This window comes from Tepidimonas ignava (assembly GCF_004342625.1).
In the GTDB taxonomy this organism is placed as follows: Bacteria; Pseudomonadota; Gammaproteobacteria; order Burkholderiales; family Burkholderiaceae_C; genus Tepidimonas; species Tepidimonas ignava.
On record NZ_SMAH01000010.1, the window covers coordinates 49,707 to 69,507 of the forward strand.

Annotated in this window: 24 protein-coding genes; 13 read left to right on the top strand and 11 right to left on the bottom strand. The window is 71.2% G+C overall.

All coding sequences use genetic code 11. The annotated features are described in order from the left end of the window. Positions 1-3 precede the first annotated feature (3 nt). The 3 genes from mreD to EDC36_RS08715 are packed head-to-tail and all read right to left on the bottom strand — an operon-like array spanning position 4 to position 2,490. Entirely contained in the window at positions 4-525 is a 522-nt protein-coding gene (gene mreD / locus EDC36_RS08705) for a rod shape-determining protein MreD (RefSeq protein ID WP_132962871.1), read from the bottom strand. A 2-nt stretch (positions 526-527) separates the two neighbouring features. Then, on the bottom strand, positions 528-1,406 hold the full coding sequence (gene mreC, locus EDC36_RS08710; RefSeq protein WP_132962872.1) for a rod shape-determining protein MreC: 879 nt from the start codon (positions 1,404-1,406) through the stop codon (positions 528-530). A 37-nt stretch (positions 1,407-1,443) separates the two neighbouring features. Then, positions 1,444-2,490, bottom strand: a complete 1,047-nt coding sequence (locus tag EDC36_RS08715; protein WP_132962873.1) for a rod shape-determining protein — start codon at positions 2,488-2,490, stop codon at positions 1,444-1,446. Between the two features lie 153 nt (positions 2,491-2,643). On the opposite strand from EDC36_RS08715, the gene gatC reads away from it, so the two are divergent. The 5 genes from gatC to gatB are packed head-to-tail and all read left to right on the top strand — an operon-like array spanning position 2,644 to position 6,518. Further along, positions 2,644-2,943 (top strand): Asp-tRNA(Asn)/Glu-tRNA(Gln) amidotransferase subunit GatC, encoded by a 300-nt coding sequence (gatC, locus tag EDC36_RS08720; protein ID WP_132962874.1) that lies wholly within the window; start codon positions 2,644-2,646, stop codon positions 2,941-2,943. Then, a complete protein-coding gene (gene gatA, locus EDC36_RS08725; RefSeq protein WP_132962875.1) occupies positions 2,940-4,454 on the top strand; it encodes an Asp-tRNA(Asn)/Glu-tRNA(Gln) amidotransferase subunit GatA in 1,515 nt (504 codons plus the stop codon). The genes gatC and gatA overlap by 4 nt, the downstream gene beginning before the upstream one ends. 4 nt (positions 4,455-4,458) lie before the next feature. Next, a complete protein-coding gene (locus EDC36_RS08730) occupies positions 4,459-4,656 on the top strand; it encodes a DUF4160 domain-containing protein (RefSeq protein ID WP_207895068.1) in 198 nt (65 codons plus the stop codon). Positions 4,657-4,672: 16 nt separating this feature from the next. Further along, positions 4,673-4,978: a DUF2442 domain-containing protein gene (locus tag EDC36_RS08735; protein WP_132962876.1), complete on the top strand. Its 306-nt coding sequence runs from the start codon at positions 4,673-4,675 to the stop codon at positions 4,976-4,978. Positions 4,979-5,024: 46 nt separating this feature from the next. After that, positions 5,025-6,518 carry an Asp-tRNA(Asn)/Glu-tRNA(Gln) amidotransferase subunit GatB gene (gatB, locus tag EDC36_RS08740; RefSeq protein ID WP_132962877.1) on the top strand — a complete coding sequence of 498 codons (1,494 nt, stop codon included), beginning with the start codon at positions 5,025-5,027 and terminating at the stop codon, positions 6,516-6,518. A gap of 22 nt (positions 6,519-6,540) precedes the next feature. Here gatB and EDC36_RS08745 read toward each other — a convergent pair whose 3' ends face one another. From EDC36_RS08745 to EDC36_RS08770, 6 genes are all read right to left on the bottom strand, one after another. Next, positions 6,541-7,170 (bottom strand): DUF4124 domain-containing protein, encoded by a 630-nt coding sequence (locus EDC36_RS08745; protein ID WP_165902841.1) that lies wholly within the window; start codon positions 7,168-7,170, stop codon positions 6,541-6,543. A gap of 114 nt (positions 7,171-7,284) precedes the next feature. Then, the gene (pyrE, locus tag EDC36_RS08750) at positions 7,285-8,001 is read right to left on the bottom strand and encodes an orotate phosphoribosyltransferase (RefSeq protein ID WP_132962879.1); all 717 of its coding nucleotides are present in this window, start codon (positions 7,999-8,001) and stop codon (positions 7,285-7,287) included. A 54-nt stretch (positions 8,002-8,055) separates the two neighbouring features. Next, positions 8,056-8,439 (bottom strand): fluoride efflux transporter CrcB, encoded by a 384-nt coding sequence (crcB, locus tag EDC36_RS08755; RefSeq protein WP_390616985.1) that lies wholly within the window; start codon positions 8,437-8,439, stop codon positions 8,056-8,058. Beyond that, positions 8,436-9,362, bottom strand: coding sequence for a 5'-nucleotidase (locus EDC36_RS08760; RefSeq protein ID WP_132962880.1), 927 nt, complete (start codon positions 9,360-9,362; stop codon positions 8,436-8,438). The genes crcB and EDC36_RS08760 overlap by 4 nt, the downstream gene beginning before the upstream one ends. 31 nt (positions 9,363-9,393) lie before the next feature. Then, positions 9,394-10,170 (bottom strand): SAM-dependent methyltransferase, encoded by a 777-nt coding sequence (locus EDC36_RS08765; RefSeq protein WP_132962881.1) that lies wholly within the window; start codon positions 10,168-10,170, stop codon positions 9,394-9,396. Then, complete coding sequence (locus EDC36_RS08770; protein ID WP_132962882.1) at positions 10,167-10,769, bottom strand: Maf family nucleotide pyrophosphatase; 603 nt, start codon at positions 10,767-10,769, stop codon at positions 10,167-10,169. The genes EDC36_RS08765 and EDC36_RS08770 overlap by 4 nt, the downstream gene beginning before the upstream one ends. Positions 10,770-10,803: 34 nt before the next feature. On the opposite strand from EDC36_RS08770, the gene EDC36_RS08775 reads away from it, so the two are divergent. The 8 genes from EDC36_RS08775 (at position 10,804) to EDC36_RS08810 (ending at position 18,672) form a co-directional block, all read left to right on the top strand. Beyond that, positions 10,804-11,226 carry a Rieske (2Fe-2S) protein gene (locus EDC36_RS08775; protein WP_132962883.1) on the top strand — a complete coding sequence of 141 codons (423 nt, stop codon included), beginning with the start codon at positions 10,804-10,806 and terminating at the stop codon, positions 11,224-11,226. Further along, positions 11,223-12,233, top strand: a complete 1,011-nt coding sequence (locus EDC36_RS08780) for a S49 family peptidase (RefSeq protein WP_132962884.1) — start codon at positions 11,223-11,225, stop codon at positions 12,231-12,233. Before EDC36_RS08775 ends, EDC36_RS08780 begins: the two co-directional genes overlap by 4 nt. Next, positions 12,224-13,474: an FAD-dependent monooxygenase gene (locus EDC36_RS08785; protein WP_243646538.1), complete on the top strand. Its 1,251-nt coding sequence runs from the start codon at positions 12,224-12,226 to the stop codon at positions 13,472-13,474. Before EDC36_RS08780 ends, EDC36_RS08785 begins: the two co-directional genes overlap by 10 nt. 2 nt (positions 13,475-13,476) lie before the next feature. After that, positions 13,477-14,478 (top strand): Bug family tripartite tricarboxylate transporter substrate binding protein, encoded by a 1,002-nt coding sequence (locus tag EDC36_RS08790; protein ID WP_132962885.1) that lies wholly within the window; start codon positions 13,477-13,479, stop codon positions 14,476-14,478. Between the two features lies 1 nt (position 14,479). Continuing rightward, a complete protein-coding gene (locus EDC36_RS08795) occupies positions 14,480-16,099 on the top strand; it encodes a thymidine phosphorylase family protein (protein WP_132962886.1) in 1,620 nt (539 codons plus the stop codon). A 2-nt stretch (positions 16,100-16,101) separates the two neighbouring features. Then, the gene (locus EDC36_RS08800; RefSeq protein WP_132962887.1) at positions 16,102-17,007 is read left to right on the top strand and encodes a ribose-phosphate diphosphokinase; all 906 of its coding nucleotides are present in this window, start codon (positions 16,102-16,104) and stop codon (positions 17,005-17,007) included. A gap of 76 nt (positions 17,008-17,083) precedes the next feature. Then, a complete protein-coding gene (gene msrA, locus EDC36_RS08805) occupies positions 17,084-17,635 on the top strand; it encodes a peptide-methionine (S)-S-oxide reductase MsrA (protein ID WP_132962888.1) in 552 nt (183 codons plus the stop codon). A gap of 74 nt (positions 17,636-17,709) precedes the next feature. Further along, entirely contained in the window at positions 17,710-18,672 is a 963-nt protein-coding gene (locus EDC36_RS08810; RefSeq protein ID WP_132962889.1) for an AEC family transporter, read from the top strand. A 61-nt stretch (positions 18,673-18,733) separates the two neighbouring features. On the opposite strand, the gene EDC36_RS08815 is transcribed toward EDC36_RS08810, so the two are convergent. Further along, positions 18,734-19,192, bottom strand: a complete 459-nt coding sequence (locus EDC36_RS08815; protein ID WP_132962890.1) for a hypothetical protein — start codon at positions 19,190-19,192, stop codon at positions 18,734-18,736. A gap of 5 nt (positions 19,193-19,197) precedes the next feature. Then, the gene (locus tag EDC36_RS08820; RefSeq protein ID WP_132962891.1) at positions 19,198-19,758 is read right to left on the bottom strand and encodes a GNAT family N-acetyltransferase; all 561 of its coding nucleotides are present in this window, start codon (positions 19,756-19,758) and stop codon (positions 19,198-19,200) included. Positions 19,759-19,801: the final 43 nt, after the last annotated feature.

Sequence of the window (19,801 nt, forward strand, 5' to 3'; positions counted from 1 at the left end):
AGCTCACAGCGGCCGGGTGTCGTCGGGGTCCGGCGCACGGCGTTGGGGCGCCAGCAGCACGCGCGTGGCCAGGGGCCAGCAAGCCGCCGTCAGCACCGGCGCCACCCACAACGCCCAGCTGGGGGCGCCGTCCCCCGCCAGCCAGCGCACCAGCCACTGCAACGCGTAGGCCAGCAGCACCAGCGGCAGCACGTGCAGCGTCTGCCCGAGCTGGTCGAACCACAGCACACGCCGGTGCAAAGAGACGGCGCCGTAGGCCAGCACCGTGTAGGCCAGGGCATGTTGCCCCAGTAGGGCGCCCTGGTGCACGTCGAGCAGCAGCCCCGCCGCAAACGCCACGCCAACGCCGATGCGCCGGGGCTGGTGCACGCTCCAAAACGTCAACACCAACGCCAGCCAGTCCGGCCACCACGCGGGCGCCCCAAGCTGCCCTTGCAGCACCATCAACATGCCCGCGGCCACGAGCGAGCCCCAGATGAAGCCCGGCTTGGCCGGCAGCAGCAGCGGTTCGCCCCGTGGCAGCATCGTCAGCCTCCCTGCGCCGGCCGGGTGTCGGCGCCACGCCGGTGCAGCACCAGCACGTGCAGCGCGTCGCGCACGCGCGCCAGCGGGCGTGCTTCGACCCAGGCAAACCCGCTGCCTTGCGGTTCGACACGGGTGATCTGCGCCACCGGCAGCCCCGGCGGGTACACGCCGTCGATGCCGCTGGTGACCAGCGTGTCGCCCACCACGGTGTCGGTTTGCGCGGGGACGAAGCGCAGCGTCAGCGACGGCGCGTCGAGGTCACCGTTGCCAAAGGCCAGGTAGCGTTCGCCGCTGCGGGTGTTGAGCACCGGCACGGCCAAACGCCGGTCCACCAACAGCGTCACCTCGCTGGACCCGGGGTGCGCCCGCGTGACCTGGCCCAGCACCCCCCAGCCGTCCATCACGGTGTCTCCGGGTTGCACGCCATGCATGGTCCCGCGGTCGATGACGACACCCGGGCGGTACGGGTCAGGCAGCGCGTACAGGATCTCGGCCCCCAGCGCCTGCGGCCAAAGCTGCTCGCGCAGCCCCAACAGGGCGCGCAACTCGCGGTTTTCCTGCGCCAGGTGCTCGACCAAACCGGCGCGGTCCGCTTGCGCCGCCAGCGCCTGCTGGGCCGCTTCGGCCTGTTGGCGCGCCGCGTGCACGTCGGTGAGGTAGCCCGCCACCCAACGCACCGCGTGCACGGGTTGCAACGCCACCCATTGCACGGGGTACAGCACGGTGGCCAGCGCGCTGCGCAGCGGCGGCGTCAGGCGCAGCCGCACGTCCAGCACCATCAGCAGCACCGCCAGCGCGCTGAGCAGCAGCAGCTTGGTCAGCGCCGGGGTGCCCTGCTTGAAAAAGGGCGGTGGGGTGCGGTCCAGGGTGCCCGGCGGCATCGTGCATCCGGTGGTGCGAGCGGCGCCGGTGGCCGCCTTACTCGCTGGTGAAAATGCCCTGGCCCAAGCGGTCCATCTGCTCCAGCGTCGTGCCGCAGCCGCGCACCACGCAGGTCAGAGGGTCTTCGGCGACGAACACCGGCAGGCCCGTTTCTTCGTTGAGCAGGCGGTCCAGGTCGCGCAGCAAGGCCCCGCCGCCGGTGAGCATCATGCCGCGGTCGGCGATGTCGGCGCCCAGCTCGGGCGGGGTGTTTTCGAGCGCGATCTTGACCGCGCTGACGATCTGGTTGATCGGCTCGGTCAGCGCTTCGAGCACCTCGTTGGAGCTGATCGTGAAGCTGCGCGGCACCCCTTCCGAGAGGTTGCGGCCTTTGACTTCCATCTCGCGCACCTCGGAGCCGGGGAACGCGCTGCCGATGGTTTTTTTGATCAGCTCGGCGGTGGGCTCGCCGATCAGCATGCCGTAGTTGCGACGGATGTAGTTGATGATGGCCTCATCGAACTTGTCGCCGCCGACACGCACGCTGCCCTTGTAGACCATGCCGCCCAGGCTGATGACGCCCACCTCGGTGGTGCCGCCGCCGATGTCCACCACCATCGAGCCCGCGGCGTCGGCCACCGGCAAGCCCGCGCCGATGGCGGCGGCCATCGGCTCCTCGATCAGGTACACCTCGCTGGCGCCGGCGCCCAGGGCCGACTCGCGGATGGCGCGCCGCTCCACCTGCGTGGAGCCGCACGGCACGCAGATGATGATGCGCGGGCTGGGGCGCAGCATCGAGCGCGGGTGCACCATCTTGATGAACTGCTTGAGCATCTGCTCGGTGACGGTGAAGTCGGCGATGACGCCGTCCTTCATCGGGCGGATGGCCTCGATGTTGCCGGGCACCTTGCCCAGCATGGCCTTGGCCGCCTTGCCCACCGCCTGGATGGTCTTTTTGCCGCTGGGGCCGCCTTCGTGGCGGATGGCGACCACCGACGGCTCGTCCAGCACGATGCCTTTGCCACGCACGTAAATGAGCGTGTTGGCGGTGCCCAGGTCGATGGCAAGGTCGGTCGAAAAGTGCCGACGCAGGGATTCGAACATGGTTGAGCGTATCCGGTGCGGCCCGTGGGGGCGACAGCGCGCGCGGTGGTGCGAAAGGCGCGGCCGGCGGCGGGCCGGTTTGTGAAACCCGGGATAATACCGCAAGCCCAACGGTTCGCAGGGAACCCATTTGCAGCGACGAGGACCGATTCCATGGCCCTGACTTTGCAGGATGTCGAGCGGCTGGCGCACCTGGCGCGGCTGGCCATCGACCGCTCTGGCGCCGAGCGCATGCAGGCGCAGCTCAACGCGTTTTTCGACCTGGTGGAGCGCATGCAGGCGGTTGACACCACCGGCGTGGTGCCGCTGGCCCACCCGGCTGAGATGTTCACCGACGTGGCGCTGCGCCTGCGCGACGACGAGGTGCGCGAGCCCAACCGCCGCGACGAGTACCTGGCCAACGCGCCGCAGGCTGAGCAGGGGCTGTTTTTGGTGCCGAAGGTGATCGAATGAACCAAGCACTGCATACGCTCGGGGTGGCCGAGCTGGCGGCGGGGCTGCGCGCGCGCGCGTTCAGCAGCGTGGAGCTGACACAGGCGCTGCTGCAGCGCATCCGGGCGCATGAGCATCTGGGCGCGTTCGTGGCGCTGGACGAGCAAGCCAGCCTGGCGCAGGCGCACGCGGCCGATGCGCGCCGCGCCCGAGGCGACGACGCGCCGCTGCTGGGGGTGCCGATCGCCCACAAGGACGTGCTGGTCACGCGCGGTTGGCCCACCACCGCCGGCAGCCGCATGCTGGCGGGCTACCGCAGCCCGTTCGACGCCACCGTCGTGGCGCGGCTGGGCCAGGGCGACGACCAGCACGCCGGCGCGGGCGCGGTGACGCTGGGCAAACTCAATTGCGATGAGTTCGCGATGGGCTCGGGCAACGAGCACTCGGCCTGGGGGCCGGCGCGCAACCCGTGGGACACGAGCCGGGTGCCCGGTGGCTCGTCCGGCGGTTCGGCCGCCGCGGTGGCCGCGCGCCTGGTGCCCGCCGCCACCGGCACCGACACGGGCGGCTCGATCCGTCAGCCGGCCGCCTTTTGCGGCATCACCGGCATCAAGCCCACCTACGGGCGCTGTTCGCGCTACGGGCTGGTGGCCTACGCCTCCAGCCTGGACCAGGCCGGCCCGATGGCGCGCTCGGCACGGGATTGCGCGCTGCTGCTGTCGGCCATGGTGGGACCGGACCCGGACCGCGACGCCACCAGCCTGGACCTGCCGCCCGAAGACTACACGCGCGGCCTGGACGACCCCCTGCCGGGCGCCCGTGCGGCGCGGCCGTTGCAGGGCTTGCGCATCGGCCTGCCGCGCGAATTTTTCGGCGCCGGCTGCGCGCCCGATGTGCAGGCCGCCGTGCGGGCCGCGCTGGCGGAGTTCGAGCGCTTGGGGGCCACCTTGGTGGAGGTGAGCCTGCCGCGCACCGAGCTGGCCATCCCCGCCTACTACATCATCGCCCCGGCCGAAGCCAGCTCCAACCTGAGCCGCTACGATGGCGTGCGCTACGGTCACCGCGCGGCCCAGTACGAGGACCTGCTCGACATGTACCGCCGCAGCCGCAGCGAGGGCTTCGGGCCCGAGGTGCAGCGCCGTATCCTGATCGGCACCTACGTGCTGTCGCACGGTTACTACGATGCGTATTACCTCAAAGCGCAGCAGATCCGGCGCCTGATCGCGCAGGATTTTGTGGCGGCTTTCGAGCACTGCGACCTGCTGGCCGGACCGGTGGCGCCCAGCGTGGCGTGGCCCATCGGGGCGCAGGACGACGACCCGGTGGCGGCGTACCTGGCCGACATCTACACGCTGCCGGCCTCGCTGGCGGGCCTGCCGGGCATGAGCGTGCCGGCCGGCGTGGGCGACAGCGGCCTGCCGGTGGGGTTGCAGCTCATCGGCCCGTACCTGGGCGAGGCGCGGCTGCTGCACGCGGCGCACCAGTTCCAGCGCGTGACCGACTGGCACCTGCGCGCGCCGCCCGGGGTTTGAGCCGATGCCGACGATTTGTGCGTTCTACGGCTTGCTGATCCGAATGTACTGGGATGATCACGAGCCCCCGCACTTCCATGTCGCGTGTGGCGATTACAGCGCGGTGTACGTCATTGAGACGCTCACGATGTTGCGCGGTGCCTTGCCGCGACGGGCCCACGCGATGGTGTTGGAGTGGGCTGCGGCACACCGTGCGAATTGATGGAGGACTGGCAACGATGCCAACAGCGACAGCCCCTGTTGCCGATTGCGCCGTTGGACTGACGCCCGACCTGCCCCCGGTGGTGGCGGTGCGCGTGTTGCAGCATGGCGTTTTGGAAGTCCGCTTCGCCGATGGGTGCGCGGGGTGTGTGGAAATCTTGCCCTCGCACATGACGGGTGTTTTTGCGCCCTTGCGTGACCCTGCGGTGTTCGCCCAGGCCGGCGTCGTGGGCGGCGCCGTCAGTTGGCCTGAGGGGGTCGATTTGGCGCCGGACGCCATGTACCAAGCCATCGTCCGCAACGGCCGCTGGGTGCTGGAATGACCGTGGGTTGGCCACGGCGGTCGCGCCGCTCGCATGGAAGATTGATATGAATAGCACTTGTTTGATCGACGGGTACGAAGTCGTCATCGGCTTTGAGACCCACGTGCAGCTGTCCACCCGCAGCAAGATTTTCAGCCGCGCCGCCACCGCCTTCGGCGCCGAGCCCAACACGCAGGCGTGCGCGGTGGACTTGGCGCTGCCGGGCACGCTGCCGGTGATGAACCGCGCCGCCGTCGAGTGCGCGATCCGCTTTGGTTTGGCGGTGGGCGCGCACATCGCGCCGCGCAGCGTGTTTGCGCGCAAAAACTACTTCTACCCCGACTTGCCCAAGGGCTACCAGATCAGCCAGTACGAAATTCCGGTGGTTCAAGGCGGCGCGGTGACGTTTTGGCTGGAACAGGGCAAGGGCGCCCACCTGGAGCGTGTGCAGCGCACGGTGCGCCTGGTGCGCGCGCACCTGGAGGAGGACGCCGGCAAAAGCCTGCACGAGGACTTCCACGGCATGAGCGGCATCGACCTCAACCGCGCCGGCACGCCGCTGCTGGAAATCGTCACCGAGCCGGACCTGCGCTCCAGCGCCGAGGCGGTGGCCTACGCCAAGGCCTTGCACCGCATCGTCACGTGGATCGGCATTTGTGACGGCAACATGCAGGAGGGGTCGTTCCGCTGCGACGCCAACGTCAGCGTGCGCAAGCCGGGGCAGCCGCTGGGCACCCGGCGCGAGATCAAAAACCTCAACTCCTTCAAGTTCATGCAGCAGGCCATCGACTACGAGGTGCGCTGGCAGATCGAACGGTTGGAGGACGGACACGCCATCGAACAAGCCACCGTGCTGTTCGACCCCGACACGGGCGAGACGCGCGCCATGCGCACCAAGGAAGACGCGGCCGACTACCGCTACTTCCCCGACCCCGACCTGCCGCCGCTGGCGATCGCGCCGGGCTGGGTGCAGCAGGTGGGCGCGCAGATGCCGGAGCTGCCCGACGCGATGGCGCAGCGCTTCGTGCAGCAGTACGGGCTGCCCGCCTACGACGCCGCCACGCTGACGCAATCGCGTGCGATGGCCGCGTACTTCGAGGACACGGTGCGCGCGGGTGCGGCCCCCAAGGCCGCCAGCAACTGGATCATGGTGGAACTGTCGCGCCGGCTCAACGCCGCCGAGCTGGACATCGAGGCCTGCCCGGTGTCCCCGGCGCTGCTGGCGGCGTTGCTGGCACGGGTGGCCGACGGCACGCTGAGCCAAAGCGCCGCCAAGCAGGTGCTCGATGAGCTTTGGAGCGAGCCCGGCAGCGGCGAGCCGCTGGCGCGGGTGGACGCCATCGTCGAGGCCAAGGGCCTGCGGCAGATGAACGACACCGGGGCGTTGCAAGCCATCGTGGCCCAGGTGATCGAGGCCAACCCGAAAAACGTGGCCGAATACCGGGCGGGCAAAGACAAGGCGCTCAACGCCTTGGTGGGCCAGGTGATGAAGGCCACGCAAGGCAAAGCCAACCCGCAGCAGGTCAGCGAGCTGCTGCGCCAAGCCCTGGCCCAAGGCTGACCGCGCCGCCCGCGCTTAGTCGTCAGCGTGCCGGCGCCAGGGCGTCCGTGGGCGGTGCTGCCCACAGGCGCCGCAGCGTAGCCAGCTCGTCGTCGAAGCGTTGCACCACGCGGGCGTGCTCGCGCTGCAGGTCATCGATGTACTGCTGTTGCTGCTGGCGCTGGGTGGCGTTGTCGGCCAGGCGGCGCTTGAGGGCCGCCGGCGCACGCGTCGGGTCCTTACGGTAAAATTCCATCTCTTGCTGCAAACGCTGGGCTTCGTTGTCCAGCCGCTGCAGCTGTTGCTGGGCGGCCTGCAGGCTGGCCTGCAGCTGCGCCAGCGACGCTTCGCGGGCGCGTTGGTGGGCGGCCTCGTCGGGGTAGCGCATCAGCAGCAACTGCTCGCGCCGCTGCTGTTCGGCGGCTCGGGCCGCGGCTTCAGCCTGGGCGCGCTGCTGGGCCGCCAGCCGCTCGCGCTGCTCGGGTGTGGGGGGCGGCTCGATGACGCGGCGCACCGTGCCGCTGGGGCCCAGCTCGCGTTGCGCTCGGTCGCTGCATTCCGGGATCGGTCGATCCGACGACAGCAGCCGGCCCTGGGCGTCGGTGCAGGTGTAGATGGGCGTGCGTGTCGCGGCCGGGGCGTTTTGCGCCTGCACCGTGGGGGCTGCCAGCACCGCCGTGCCCACAAGGGCGACAGCGCGCCAGGCAACGCGGGGTGGCACGGGGGACGGGCGGCGTGACGGCATGGCAGCGGCAGCGTGGACCCGGCCATGCTCACGGGGGCTCCCTCACCCCACACCGTAGCGCGCGCGGTACTGCAGGACGCGCTCGCGGTGCTGCGCCATGTCCGGGTGTTGTTGTGTTTGCAGATACTGCAGCAAATCGTCCAGTCTGGCAATGGCGCACACGGCCAGGCCCAGCTCGCGCTGCACGTACTGCACGGCGCTGTAGGGTACGTCGCGCACGGTGCCGTCGGGCGCCACCTCGGTGGCCATCTCCTGTCGGTCCAGCGCGATGGCCAGCGCATGCGGTGTGGCGCCAGCGCCACGGATCAGCGCGATCGATTCGCGCGCCGCGGTGCCCGCGCTCATGACGTCGTCGACGATCAACACCCGGCCCTGCAGGGGCGCGCCGACCAGGGTGCCGCCTTCGCCGTGGTCCTTGGCTTCCTTGCGGTTGTAGGCAAACGGCTTGTTGTGGCCGCGGCGCGCGAGCTCCACCGCCAGCGCCGCCGCCAGCGGGATCCCTTTGTAGGCGGGGCCAAAAATCATGTCAAACGCCACGCCGCTGGCCAGGATGCGGTCGGCGTAAAACGCCGCCAATTGCCCGAGCTTGGCGCCGTCGTCAAACAGCCCGGCGTTGAAAAAGTACGGGCTCAGGCGGCCGGCCTTGGTTTTGAACTCGCCAAAGCGCAGCACGCCGCAGGCCAGCGCGAACTGCACGAAGCGCTGCGCCAGCGGGTCGGGGTTGGCGTGGGGGGCGCTGGGTGGGGTGGAGGTGGTCATGGTCGTGTCGGCACGGGGGGCAACGGGCCGCCATTGTAGGCAGGCGCCACGCCGTCAGCCGCGCAGGGTGGCGTAGGTGGTCCAGCCCAGTGCCGTCAACAGCAGCGAGCCGCCCACGTGCAGGCCGATGGCGGCCAGCGCCCACGGCAGGCGGCCCTGTTGCAGCAGCGTCACGACTTCGATCGAAAAGCTGGAAAACGTCGTCAACCCCCCCAGCAGGCCGGTGACGACGAACAGGCGCCACGGCGGCGCGATGGCCGGGTGGTGCATGAAAAAAGCCACCGCCACCCCGATCACGTACGCCCCGATCCAATTGGCCGCCAGCGTGCCCAGCGGGAGGTGCGGCAGCACCGCGTTGAGCGCCAGCCCCAGCCACCAGCGCAGCAGCGCCCCCAAGGCGGCCCCCGTGGCCACGGCGACGATCGAGGCGGTGATCATGCCGTGCCCTCCCGCGGCGCCGCAGGGGGCGGGTTGGCCACACCACCCGCGACGTGGCCGGCCGGCACGTGCTCGGCGGCGCTGGCCACGTGGCGCGTTTGGTCGTCGAAGAAAAAGTCGGGCTCGAACTCGCGCAAAAATGGGCCTTTGTCCAGGCCGCCCAGGAACATCGCCTCGTCGACCTCGATGTTCCAGTCCATCAGGGTGCGGATGGCGCGTTCGTGCGCCGGGGCGCTGCGCGCCGTCACCAGCGCGGTGCGGATGCGCATGGTGGCGCTGCCCGCTTGTTGCAGCCGGTGCAACGCCTGCAGCAAGGGCTTGAAAGGGCCGCCGGGCAGCGGCACGCTGGCGTGGCGTTGTTCGTGGTCTTGGAAGGCGTGCAGGCCCTGGGTTTGGTACACGCGCTCGGCTTCGTCAGAAAACAGCACCGCGTCGCCGTCGAAGGCAATGCGCACCTCGCGCGGGTGGGCGTCGCTGGCGCGGGGCGCGTGCGGGTACACCTGCGCGGCCGGAAAGCCCGCCGCCAGCGCCGCGCGCACATCCTCGATGTTGGCCGACAGAAACAGGTGCGCCCCCAGCGGGCGCAGGTAGCGCCACGGCGGCGCGCCGCGCGTGAACACGCCGCGTTGGATCGGCAGCGCGTCGTGCCCCGCGGAGCGAAACACCCGCAGGCCCGACACCGGGTCGTTGCGCGACAGGATCACCACCTCCACGCGCGTCACGCCATCGGCGTTGAACGCCAGCAGCTTGCGCACCAGCGAATGCGCCACGCCGGGTTGCGCCGGCTGCTGCAGGCGCTGCAACTGCAGCGCCATGTAAGCGCGGTCGTCGCCTTGCTCGAAGACGCGGTTTTCTTCTTCGAAGTCGAACAGCGCGCGCGACGAGATCGCGACGACCAGACACTCGGCAGGCAGCGTGCTCATGGTCGCGATTCTGGCACGGCTGGCCGCTGCCTCACGCCCCCAGCACAAACACCGCCGGCTGCTGCAGCGGCAGGGTCGGGGGATGGCGGCGCCACTGGGCCACGGTGGCGGCGTGCACGGCCTGCTGCGGCAGGCCCAGCGCGCAGGCCACCGCCAGCCGGGTGTCGGGGCGCAACGTCTGCAGCGCCACCTGCAGCAGCGCCGCGTTGCGGTAGGGGGTTTCGATGAAGATTTGCGTCTGGCGCTGCCGCGCCGCGGTGGCCTCCAGCGCACGCAGCGCCCGCACGCGCTGCGCTGCGTCGATCGGCAGGTAGCCGACGAACGCGAAGTGCTGACCCGGGCAGCCGCTGGCGGCCAGCGCCAGCATCAGCGACACCGGCCCGACGAGCGGCTCCACCCGCAGCCCCAGTCGATGCGCGGCACGCACCACGGCGCTGCCCGGGTCGGCGATGGCGGGCATGCCCGCCTCGCTCAGCAGCCCCACGTCGTGGCCTTGCAGGGCCGGCGCCAGCAGCGCCTCGGCGGCGGTGTCGGCGCTGCGGTCGGCGTCGCCGTGCTTGTGCCAGGCGCGCGGCAGCTCGGTGATGCATTGCTGCTGCAACGGGGCGGCCAGCGGCACCACGGCGTCGACCCGCTTCAGAAACGCGCGGGCGCTGCGTGCGTTTTCGGCCAGCCAGTGCGTCAGCCCCGCGGCGCGCTGCAACGTGGCGATGGGCAGCGCGGCCCGGATGTCCGGCGGCGGCGCGCAGCCCAAGTCCAGCGGCGTGGGCACGAGCACCAAGGCGCCGGGCCTGCGCGGCGCGCTCATGGCAGCACCACCCCGGCGCCACGCAGCAGCCGCGCGGTGCGGATCAGCGGCAGCCCCACCAGCGCCGTGGGGTCGTCGCTGACGATGGCGTCCAGCAGCGCGATGCCCAGTCCCTCGCTTTTGGCGCTGCCCGCGCAGTCGTAAGGCCGCTCGGCGAGCAGGTAGCGCTCGATGGTGGCGTCGTCCAGGGCACGAAACTGCACCTGCACCACCGCCACATCGTCGGCGGCGTAGCCGCTGTCCAGGCAGCGCACGGCCAGCGCCGTGTGGAACCGCACCGTGCGACCACTCATCGCACGCAGCTGCGCCACCGCCCGCGCGTGGTGGCCCGGTTTGCCCAACGCCACCCCGTCCAGGTCGGCCACCTGGTCGCTGCCCACGACGATGGCCTGCGGGCGCTGGCGCGCCACGGCGTCGGCTTTGGCCGCGGCCAGGCGGCGGGCCAGGGCGGCCGGGGCCTCGCCGGCGTGCGGGGTTTCGTCCACCTGCGGGGCGACGGTTTCGAAAGGCAGCCGCAGCCGGGCCAGCAGCTCGCGCCGGTAAGGCGAGGTGGAGGCCAGCACCAGCGGCCGTGGTAACGGGTTGAAGCTTGCTTGCATGCAGGTATTGTCGCTGCACGCTATGCTTGCCGGCATGGTCGCGCGTTCGCTTCCTCCAGCGTCCGATCCCACCGATCCTGACAGCGCCTGGCATCCGCTGTGCGCCAGCGACGCGCTGCGCGACAGCGGCGACGCGGTGCCGTTCGATGTGCGCTGGCGTGGCCAGACCTGCCGCGCGTTCGCTGTCCGCTACCAAGGGCGGGTGTACGCCTACCTCAACCGCTGCAGCCACGTCGGGCTGGAGCTGGACTGGTTGCCCAACCGGGTGTTCGACGCCACCGGCACCCTGCTGGTGTGCGCGGCGCACGGCGCGCTGTTCGATCCGGCCAGCGGCCGCTGCGTCGGTGGGCCTGGCCGCGGGCCGTTGGTGCCGGTGGCGGTGCGCGAAGACGCGGGTGTGGTCTTTTGGCGGTCACAATACGACCTGCAACCGGTGATTTGGGATACCCCCGCATGACGTCCCCCGACCCAACGAACACCACGCCCCCACACGAAGGCGCAGCCGCCACCGTGCCGCCGTCGTCCCAACCCGCCCCAGGTTGGGAGCGCGCGCTGCTGGAAAAAGTCCTGCTGGCCCAGTTGGCCGAGCAACGCGCCGCGCGCCGCTGGCGCAACGTCTGGCGCAGCGTGTGGCTGGCGCTGGTGCTGCTGGCGGGCTGGCTGGTGTACAGCGACACCGTGCTGCCCACCAAACCCAAAAGCACGCCGCACACGGCGCTGGTGGAAATCCGTGGCCCCATCGGGCCCGAGGATGAGGCCAACGCTTCGGCCCTGGTTGGCGCGCTGCGCGCGGCGTTCGAAGACCCCGGCGCGCAGGCCGTGGTGTTGCTGATCGATTCGCCGGGCGGCAGCCCGGTGCAGGCCGGCATCGTCAACGATGAAATCTGGCGCCTCAAGAACAAACACGACAAGCCCGTGTACGCCGTGGTGGAAGAGACCTGCGCCTCGGCGGCGTACTACATCGCCGCGGCGGCCGACCGCATTTACGTGGACAAAGCCAGCCTGGTGGGCAGCATCGGGGTGTTGATGGACGGCTTTGGCTTCACCGGGTTGATGGACAAGCTCGGCGTCGAGCGCCGCTTGCTGACGGCGGGCGAGAACAAGGGCTTTCTCGACCCCTTCAGCCCGCAGACCCCGGCGCACCGGGCCCACGCGCAGCGCATGCTGGACGACATCCACCGTCAGTTCATCGAGGTGGTGCGCAAAGGGCGTGGCGATCGCCTCAAGGAAACGCCTGAGACCTTCAGTGGCCTGGTGTGGACGGGCGAGCGCGCCGTCGAGCTCGGGTTGGCGGACGACTTCGGCAACGTGGACTACGTGGCGCGCGAGGTGGTGCAGGCCGAAGACATCATCGACTACACCCAGCGCGAGAGCGTGGCGGAGCGGCTGGCGCGGCGCTTTGGCGCCGGCGCCGCCGAGAGCCTGTTGCACCTGGCGCGTGGCGCCTGGCCGGCATGGCGATGACCGCCGGGAGGGCCGCCCAGGAGCGGCTGTTGATCGTGGGCGGCGGCATGGCCGGCCTGGGCGCGGCGCTGGCGTGTGTGCAGGCGCGGCCCGATGTGCCCATCACCCTGCTGGAGCAAGCGCCGGAGTTTTCCGAGGTGGGGGCGGGCATCCAGCTTGGCCCCAACGCCGTGCGCGTGCTGCGCGATTGGGGGCTGGAGCCCGCGCTGGCCGCGGTGGCGGCGTTTCCCGCCACGCTGCAGGTGCGCCGCGCCGCCGACGGCGCCGGGCTGGCGACCCTGCCGTTGGGCGAGCAGGCCCGTCGGGCCTACGGGGCGCCTTACGTCACCATCCATCGCGCCGATTTGCACACCCTGCTGCTGCAGGCCTTGCGGCCGCACGGGCAGGTCGCGCTGTACACGGGGCAGCGCGTGCAGACGCTGCACAGCGACGCCCACGGCGTGCTGGCCACCGGCAGCGACGAACAAACCTGGTCGGCCCAGGCTGCGCTGCTGGCCGACGGCGTCTGGAGCGTGTTGCGCCAGCAGGTCGTGGGCGACGGCCCTCCGCGCTTCAGCGGGCATTTGGCCTACCGTGGGCTGCTGCCCATGGACGAGGCGCCGCCCAGCGTGGCGCGCGACGCTGTGGTGGCCTGGCTGGGCCCGCGGCTGCATGGGGTGCACTACCCCGTGCGCGCGGGACGCTGGCTCAACGTCGTCCTTGTGGTCGAAGGCCCGCTGCCCGACGGCGACGTGACCGGCTGGGACCACGCCGCGCAGCGCCGCGCGCTGCAGCAGGCGCTGGGGCCGGTGCACCCGGCGTTGGCCGCGCTGGTCGAGGCCGTGCCGCAATGGCGTCTGTGGCCGCTGTTTGGCCGCGCGCCCATGCGCGGCGCGCACGAGCACGCCCAAGGTCGGGTGGGGTTGCTGGGCGACGCCGCGCACCCCATGCGCCCGTACCTGGCCCAAGGTGCGGCGATGGCGCTGGAGGATGCTTGGACGCTGGCGCAGCTGTTGCCCCCAGCCCGGCAGCCGATCGATTGGCCGGCCGTGCTGGCCGCATGGGCGCGTGTGCGCTGGCCGCGCAACGCGCGCGTGCAGGCCCGCTCACGCGCCAACGGGGTGATTTTCCACGCCACGGGGGCGCTGCGGTTGGGGCGCGACGCGGCGCTGGCGCTGCTTGGGCCACGGCTGTTGGACCAGCCGTGGCTGTACGGTGGCCCGCCCCGGCCGACGGCGTGGCGCCGCCAGGAGGGGCGCTGACCATGGGTGGCCCATGTCGCGCAGGTCTGACCCGCCGGCACAGCTTGCGCCTGGGGTTGGGGCTGGCGGCCGCGATCGCCGCACCGGCCTGGGCCGGCCCACGCGCGTCCGCTTGGCCGCAGCGGCCCTTGCGGCTGGTGGTGGGGTTCCCGGGCGGATCGTCGGCCGACGAAATCGCGCGCACGCTGGCCGAGCCCTTGGGCGTGGTGCTGGGGCAGCCGGTGCTGGTGGACAACCGCCAAGGCCACAGCGGTCTGCTTGCGGCCCAGCTGGTGGCGCACAGCGACGACGACCACACGCTGGGCTTGCTGCTCAACCTGCACCTGACGGTGGCGCCGTGGTTGCATGCCGACGCCGGCTACGACCCCGCGCGTGACGTCCAGCCGGTGGCGCTGGCGGCCAGCACCCCGTTGCTGTTGTGCCTCAACCCCGACCTGCATGTGCGCGGGGCACCGGCGTTGCAGGCGGCGCGCCAGGCTGGGGCGGCGTGGCGCTACGGCAGCCCGGGCGTGGGCTCGCCGTTTCACCTGGCCATGGAGCTGCTCAAGGCGAGCGCCGGCTGGCAGACCGAGGGGGTGGCCTACCCCGGCAATGCCCAGGTGGTCAACGCGCTGCTGGCGGGCGAGGTGCACCTGGCCATGCTGCCGCCGGCGCTGGTGCGGCCGCTGTGGCGTCTGGGCAAATTGCCGGTGCTGGGCGGCACCGGCCCCGGTGTGGCGGCGTTGCTGCCCGGCGTGCCGGTGCTGGAGTCCTTGGGCGTGCGGGGTTTCCAGTACGATCACTGGTACGCACTCGCGGCGCCGCGGGGGTGGCCGGCGGCCCATGTCGAGCGCGTGGGGCGCGCGGTGCGGCTGGCGCTGCGCACGCCGGCGGTGCAAGCGGCGCTGCAGCGCCAGGGCTGGCTGCCGGGCAGCGGCGACACGGCGGCGCTGCTGCGCCGCATCGACCTGTTCACCCAGCGTCTGCGCCCCTTGCTGGAAACCGCACCCTGGAGAGGGCCCTGACATGAACCCCAGCACCCCGCCCGCCGATGATCCGGGCCTCAAACTTTCACCCTGCCCGCCGGTCGAGCACGCCAACGATGGCCGGGTGCCGCTCAAGCTGCGCCGCGTCGCCATCGACACCTACCGCGAAAACGTTGCCTACCTGCACCGCGACTGCGACGTCTACCGCGCCGAGGGTTTCCAGGCGCTGTCCAAGGTGGAGGTGCGCGCCAACGGGCGGCGCGTGCTGGCCACGCTCAACGTCACGCTCGACCCGCGCATCGTCAAGTGCGACGAAATCGGGCTGTCGATGGAAGCGTTCGCCCAGCTCGGCGTCGAGCCGGGCCATCCGGCCACCATCGAGCAGGCCGAACCGCCGGCCTCGATCGCCGCGCTGCACCGCAAGATCAACGGCGAGCGGCTCGGGCGCGAGGACTTCCGCGCCATCGCGCGCGACATCGCCGAGCACCGCTACTCCAAGGTGGAGCTGGCCGCGTTCGTCGTCGCCACCCACGCCAGCGAGCTCGACCGCGAGGAGGTCTACTTCCTCACCGAGGGCATGATCGAAGCCGGCCAGCGCCTCGACTGGCGCGAGCGCCTGGTGGTGGACAAGCACTGCATCGGTGGCATCCCCGGCAACCGCACCTCGATGCTGGTGGTGCCGATCGTGGCCGCGCATGGGCTGGTGTGTCCCAAGACGTCGTCGCGCGCCATCACCTCGCCGGCCGGCACCGCCGACACGATGGAGGTGCTGGCCGAGGTGGAGCTGCCCATCGAGCGGCTGCAGGAGATCGTGCGCGCGCACCGGGCCTGTCTGGCGTGGGGCGGCACCGCCCAACTGTCGCCCGCGGACGATGTGTTGATCGCCGTCGAGCGGCCGCTGTCGCTGGACTCGCCGGCGCAGATGGTGGCCTCGATCCTGAGCAAAAAAGTGGCCGCCGGCTCCAACCACCTGGTGCTGGACATCCCGGTGGGGCCCACCGCCAAGGTGCGCTCGATGCCCGATGCGCAACGCCTGCGGCGGCTCTTTGAGTACGTGGCGCGGCGCCTGGGCCTGTCGATCGACGTCGTCATCACCGACGGGCGCCAGCCGATCGGCCAAGGCATCGGCCCCGTGCTGGAGGCGCGCGACGTCATGCGCGTGCTGCAAAACCACCCGCTGGCCCCGATCGACCTGCGCCAAAAGGCGCTGCGCCTGGCCGGGCGCTTGCTGGAGTGCGACCCCGACATCCGTGGCGGCGACGGCTACGGCATCGCGCGCGACATCCTCGACTCAGGCCGCGCGCTGGACAAGATGCTGGCCATCATCGAAGCGCAGGGTGCGCGTCCCTTTGATCCGGAGCACCCACCGCTGGCGCGTCACACGTTCGACGTGCACGCGCCAGCCGATGGCGTGGTCACGGGCATCGACAACGTGCAAATCGCCCGCATCGCCCGCCTGGCCGGCGCGCCCAAGGTGGCCGGCGCCGGCGTGGACCTGATGCGCAAGCTGGGCGATGCGGTGCGCGCCGGCGACGTGCTGTACCGCGTTTACGCCGAGTACCCGGCCGACGTGGAATTTGCCCGCGCCGCCACCGAGCGCGCCAGCGGCTACACCATCGGCGCGCCGCACCAGGTGCCGCAGGTTTTTGTGGAGTTTTGACGATGCCGATGCTGCTGTGCATGGACGACGAGCAGCCCGCCGCGCAGCGTTTGCTGGCGGCCCTGCAGGCACGGGATCCCGCGGCGGGCGAGCCATGGCGGCTGGGCGTGATCGAGCGCCACCGCTTCCCCGACGGCGAGCTGCGCGTGCGCCTGCCGCCCGCGCTGCCGCCCGCGGTGGCGGTGTACCGCAGCCTGCACCAACCGAACGAAAAACTGGTCGAACTGCTGCTGCTGGCGCCGGCGGCGCGCGAGCTGGGCGCGCAGCGCCTGTGGCTGGTGGCGCCGTACCTGGCGTACATGCGGCAGGACATGGCGTTCAGCCCGGGCGAGGTGGTCAGCCAGCGGCAGGTCGGGCGCTGGCTGGCCAGCGTGTTCGACGGCCTGATCACGGTGGATCCGCACCTGCACCGCGTGGCGACCTTGGCCGCAGCGGTGCCGCTGGCCCACGCGCAGGCGCTCAGCGCCGCGCCGTTGTTGGCGCAAACCGTCGCGGCACGACGTCCGGGTGCGCTGCTGCTGGGGCCGGACGAGGAATCCGAACAGTGGGTGCGCCAAGCCGCCGCGGCGGCGGGACTGCAGGCGGCCGTGTGCCGCAAAGTGCGCCACGGCGACCGTGACGTGCAGGTGCAGCTGCCCCCGCTGGACGTACGTGGCCGCGCCGTCGTCATCGTCGATGACATGGCCAGCACCGGCCGCACGGTGGCGCAGGCCGCCGCGGCGCTGCGCGCCGCCGGGGCCGCCTCGGTGGACGTGGCGGTGACGCACGCGCTGTTCGTGGGGGACGCGCTGGCCGCGCTGCGCGCCGCCGGCGTTGGCGAGGTCTGGAGCACCGACAGCGTGCCCCACGCTAGCAACGCCGTGTTCTTGGCGCCGCTGCTGGCGGACGCGCTGCAGCGTTTGGCTTGACACAGCCGACCCCAGCGGCGCTGCGGTGATCGCGCGCGGCCGTGCGGTAGGCCGCCTTCGCCGGCACAATGCATCCATGGCCAACATGATCGAAACCCTGGCGCTGGCGGGCGGCTGTTTTTGGTGCACCGACGCGGTGTTTCGGCGTGTGCGCGGGGTGGTGGCGGTCGAATGTGGCTACAGCAACGGCCAAGCCACCCAACCCAGCTATGAAGAAGTCTGCACTGGGGCCACCGGCTGCGCCGAAGTCGTGCGCATCGAGCACGACCCGGCGCTGGTGGACACGCGCACGTTGCTGGAAATCTTTTTCGCCACCCACGACCCGACCACCCCCAACCGCCAGGGCGCCGACGTCGGCACGCAGTACCGCAGCGGCGTCTACTGGACTCTTCCCGCGCAAGCCGAGGTTGCGCGTGCGCTGATCGCCGAGCTCGACGCCCAGGGGGCGTTCGGGGCGCCCATCGTCACCGAGGTTGAGCCGCTGCGGCACTACTGGCCGGCCGAGGCGTACCATCAGGACTATTTCGCCCGCCATCCCCACCAAGGGTATTGCCAGGTCGTCATCGCGCCCAAGGTGGCCAAGCTGCGCCGGCGGTTTGCACACCTGCTGCAGCCCGAGGGCGCCTGAGCCGCGGCTGCGCGCTGACCCGTGTTGTCGCCTGCGAGCAGCCAGGCGGCGACAAGCCCTCTACACTGTGGGGCGTGAGCGTTGCCGACCATCCCGTGTTTCAGGCGCTGGTGCCTGTGTTTTTGTTGATCGCCGCTGGCGTGCTGGCAGGTCGCCGCGGCTGGGTCGGCCCCGGGGCCGTCAAGGAGCTGTCCAACCTGGTCTTTTTGCTGCTGATCCCGGCGCTGCTGTTTCGCACGATGAGCCAGGTGCGCCTGGAGACGCTGGACTGGCGGCCGATCGCGGCGTACTTCAGCGCCGTGCTGCCTTGGTTCGGGTTGCAGATCGCGTGGTGGGGCGTGCACCCGCGCGGCGTCGTGCTGGCGTTGGGCGGGACGTTTTCGAACCTGGTCATGATCGGCATTGCCCTGATCAGCCTGGCCTACGGGCAGGCGGGTGTGGTGACGCTGCTGACGCTGATCGCGGTGCACGCGCTGATCCTGCTGACCATCGCCTCGGTGGTGTTGGAGCTGGCGCAGGCGCGCGCCGACGACCCCGGCGGGGCGATGAACCGTGGGCGTGTGCTGCGCGCCGCGTGGGCGGCGGTGCGCGGCTCGGTCATCCACCCGATTCCGTTGCCGATTGCTTGCGGGCTGGCCTGGGGGGCGCTGGGGTGGCACCTGCCGGCGGTGGTGGACCGGCCGCTGCAACTGCTGGGCCAGGCGTTTGGGCCGCTGTCGCTGGTGCTGGTGGGCATCAGCCTGGCGCACACCCAACTGGCGGGGCGCTGGGGCGCGGCGCTGAAGGTGGCGCTGGCCAAAAACCTGGTGCTGCCGGTGCTGGTGGCGGTGTCGGCGTGGTTGTGGGGGCTGCGCGGGCTGCCTTGGACGGTGCTGGTGGTGGCCGCCGGCGTGCCGGTGGGCGCCAACGTCTTTTTGTTCGCGCAGCGCTACCGCGTGGCGCAGGACGAAGTCACCGCCGCCACCGCGGTGTCCACCGCGCTGGCGGTGCTGACGCTGTCGGTGTGGATGCTGGTGACGGGCGCCCTAGCCGCTTGAGGCCCGTGGGCGCGCCCGCTGCGCACGCCGCGGCGGGCGGCGACCACCGCCCGCGCGCCGGTCACTGGCTCAGCAACAGGCCTTGCTCGACCTGGTATTCGAAGTAACGCTGAAAGCTGAACGCCAGGCTGGCCATCAGCGCCGTGGCGCCCACCATCAGCGCCAGCACCATGGCCAGCACCGTCAGCCAGCCGGTGTGCCCTGCCGGGTGGTCAGGGGGCAGGGTAGGGTTGTGGCGCGCGTTCCAGCGTTCGGCCGGCTGCAGCCCCATCACGATGGCGCTGAGCGCCGCCACCACCAGCGCCAGGCCCAGCAGCGGCAGCAGCACCCACGACAGCTTGTCGTCCTGCCCATAGTCCAGCACGCGCTGCACGCCCCACAGCCCCAGCGCCGTCGGGATCGCGTGCGCCCAGCCCAAGGCGTCGGTCCAGCCGTGCAGGTACAGCCGGTGCCAGCCCAGCGGGCCGCCCAGCACGGCCAGCCACGCGGCCAGCGTTTTGTGGCGCGTTCGGGTGTTCATCGTCGTCATGCCGTGGTACCGGGGTGGGGGGACGGCTCGTCGGCGGGCGGGGTGCGGTCGCCCCAGCCCAGCGCGCGCTCCATCAGCACGATGTCGAGCCAACGGCCGAATTTCCAACCGCACGCCCGCACCACACCCACGCGCTCGAAGCCCAACGCCGTGTGCAGCCCGATCGAGCCGGCGTTGGCCGAGTCGCCGATCACCGCCATCACCTTGCGAATACCGCGCTGTTCCAGCTGGGTCAACAGTTCGGCCAGCAGCGCGCGCCCAAGCCCCCGCCCGGCCATGTCGTGCGCCACGTAAATCGAATCCTCGACCGAGTAGCGGTACGCCGGTCGCGGCTTGAACCAGTTGCCGTACGCGAACCCCACGACGCGGCCATCCCACTGCGCGACCAGCCACGGCAGGCCCTTGCCCAGCACGTCGGCGCGTCGTGCGGCCATCTCGGCCACGCTGGGGGGCTCGGTTTCGAACGTGCCGGTGCCGTTCAACACGTGGTGGCCGTACAGCGCCGCGATGGCGGGCACATCGTCGTCGCGGCTTGGTCGAATCAGGGGGTGGTTCATGGGGGCTTGGTTATAATGGCGGGTTTGCAACGTTTCGCTGGCC

Excerpts from the sequence above, each read along its gene's own strand:
- mreD (WP_132962871.1), bottom strand. The coding sequence starts at position 525 with ATGCTGCCACGGGGCGAACCGCTGCTGCTGCCGGCCAAGCCGGGCTTC.
- mreC (WP_132962872.1), bottom strand. The coding sequence starts at position 1,406 with ATGCCGCCGGGCACCCTGGACCGCACCCCACCGCCCTTTTTCAAGCAG.
- EDC36_RS08715 (WP_132962873.1), bottom strand. The coding sequence starts at position 2,490 with ATGTTCGAATCCCTGCGTCGGCACTTTTCGACCGACCTTGCCATCGAC.
- gatC (WP_132962874.1), top strand. The coding sequence starts at position 2,644 with ATGGCCCTGACTTTGCAGGATGTCGAGCGGCTGGCGCACCTGGCGCGG.
- gatA (WP_132962875.1), top strand. The coding sequence starts at position 2,940 with ATGAACCAAGCACTGCATACGCTCGGGGTGGCCGAGCTGGCGGCGGGG.
- EDC36_RS08730 (WP_207895068.1), top strand. The coding sequence starts at position 4,459 with ATGCCGACGATTTGTGCGTTCTACGGCTTGCTGATCCGAATGTACTGG.
- EDC36_RS08735 (WP_132962876.1), top strand. The coding sequence starts at position 4,673 with ATGCCAACAGCGACAGCCCCTGTTGCCGATTGCGCCGTTGGACTGACG.
- gatB (WP_132962877.1), top strand. The coding sequence starts at position 5,025 with ATGAATAGCACTTGTTTGATCGACGGGTACGAAGTCGTCATCGGCTTT.
- pyrE (WP_132962879.1), bottom strand. The coding sequence starts at position 8,001 with ATGACCACCTCCACCCCACCCAGCGCCCCCCACGCCAACCCCGACCCG.
- crcB (WP_390616985.1), bottom strand. The coding sequence starts at position 8,439 with ATGATCACCGCCTCGATCGTCGCCGTGGCCACGGGGGCCGCCTTGGGG.
- EDC36_RS08760 (WP_132962880.1), bottom strand. The coding sequence starts at position 9,362 with ATGAGCACGCTGCCTGCCGAGTGTCTGGTCGTCGCGATCTCGTCGCGC.
- EDC36_RS08765 (WP_132962881.1), bottom strand. The coding sequence starts at position 10,170 with ATGAGCGCGCCGCGCAGGCCCGGCGCCTTGGTGCTCGTGCCCACGCCG.
- EDC36_RS08770 (WP_132962882.1), bottom strand. The coding sequence starts at position 10,769 with ATGCAAGCAAGCTTCAACCCGTTACCACGGCCGCTGGTGCTGGCCTCC.
- EDC36_RS08775 (WP_132962883.1), top strand. The coding sequence starts at position 10,804 with ATGGTCGCGCGTTCGCTTCCTCCAGCGTCCGATCCCACCGATCCTGAC.
- EDC36_RS08780 (WP_132962884.1), top strand. The coding sequence starts at position 11,223 with ATGACGTCCCCCGACCCAACGAACACCACGCCCCCACACGAAGGCGCA.
- EDC36_RS08785 (WP_243646538.1), top strand. The coding sequence starts at position 12,224 with ATGGCGATGACCGCCGGGAGGGCCGCCCAGGAGCGGCTGTTGATCGTG.
- EDC36_RS08790 (WP_132962885.1), top strand. The coding sequence starts at position 13,477 with ATGGGTGGCCCATGTCGCGCAGGTCTGACCCGCCGGCACAGCTTGCGC.
- EDC36_RS08795 (WP_132962886.1), top strand. The coding sequence starts at position 14,480 with ATGAACCCCAGCACCCCGCCCGCCGATGATCCGGGCCTCAAACTTTCA.
- EDC36_RS08800 (WP_132962887.1), top strand. The coding sequence starts at position 16,102 with ATGCCGATGCTGCTGTGCATGGACGACGAGCAGCCCGCCGCGCAGCGT.
- msrA (WP_132962888.1), top strand. The coding sequence starts at position 17,084 with ATGGCCAACATGATCGAAACCCTGGCGCTGGCGGGCGGCTGTTTTTGG.
- EDC36_RS08815 (WP_132962890.1), bottom strand. The coding sequence starts at position 19,192 with ATGAACACCCGAACGCGCCACAAAACGCTGGCCGCGTGGCTGGCCGTG.
- EDC36_RS08820 (WP_132962891.1), bottom strand. The coding sequence starts at position 19,758 with ATGAACCACCCCCTGATTCGACCAAGCCGCGACGACGATGTGCCCGCC.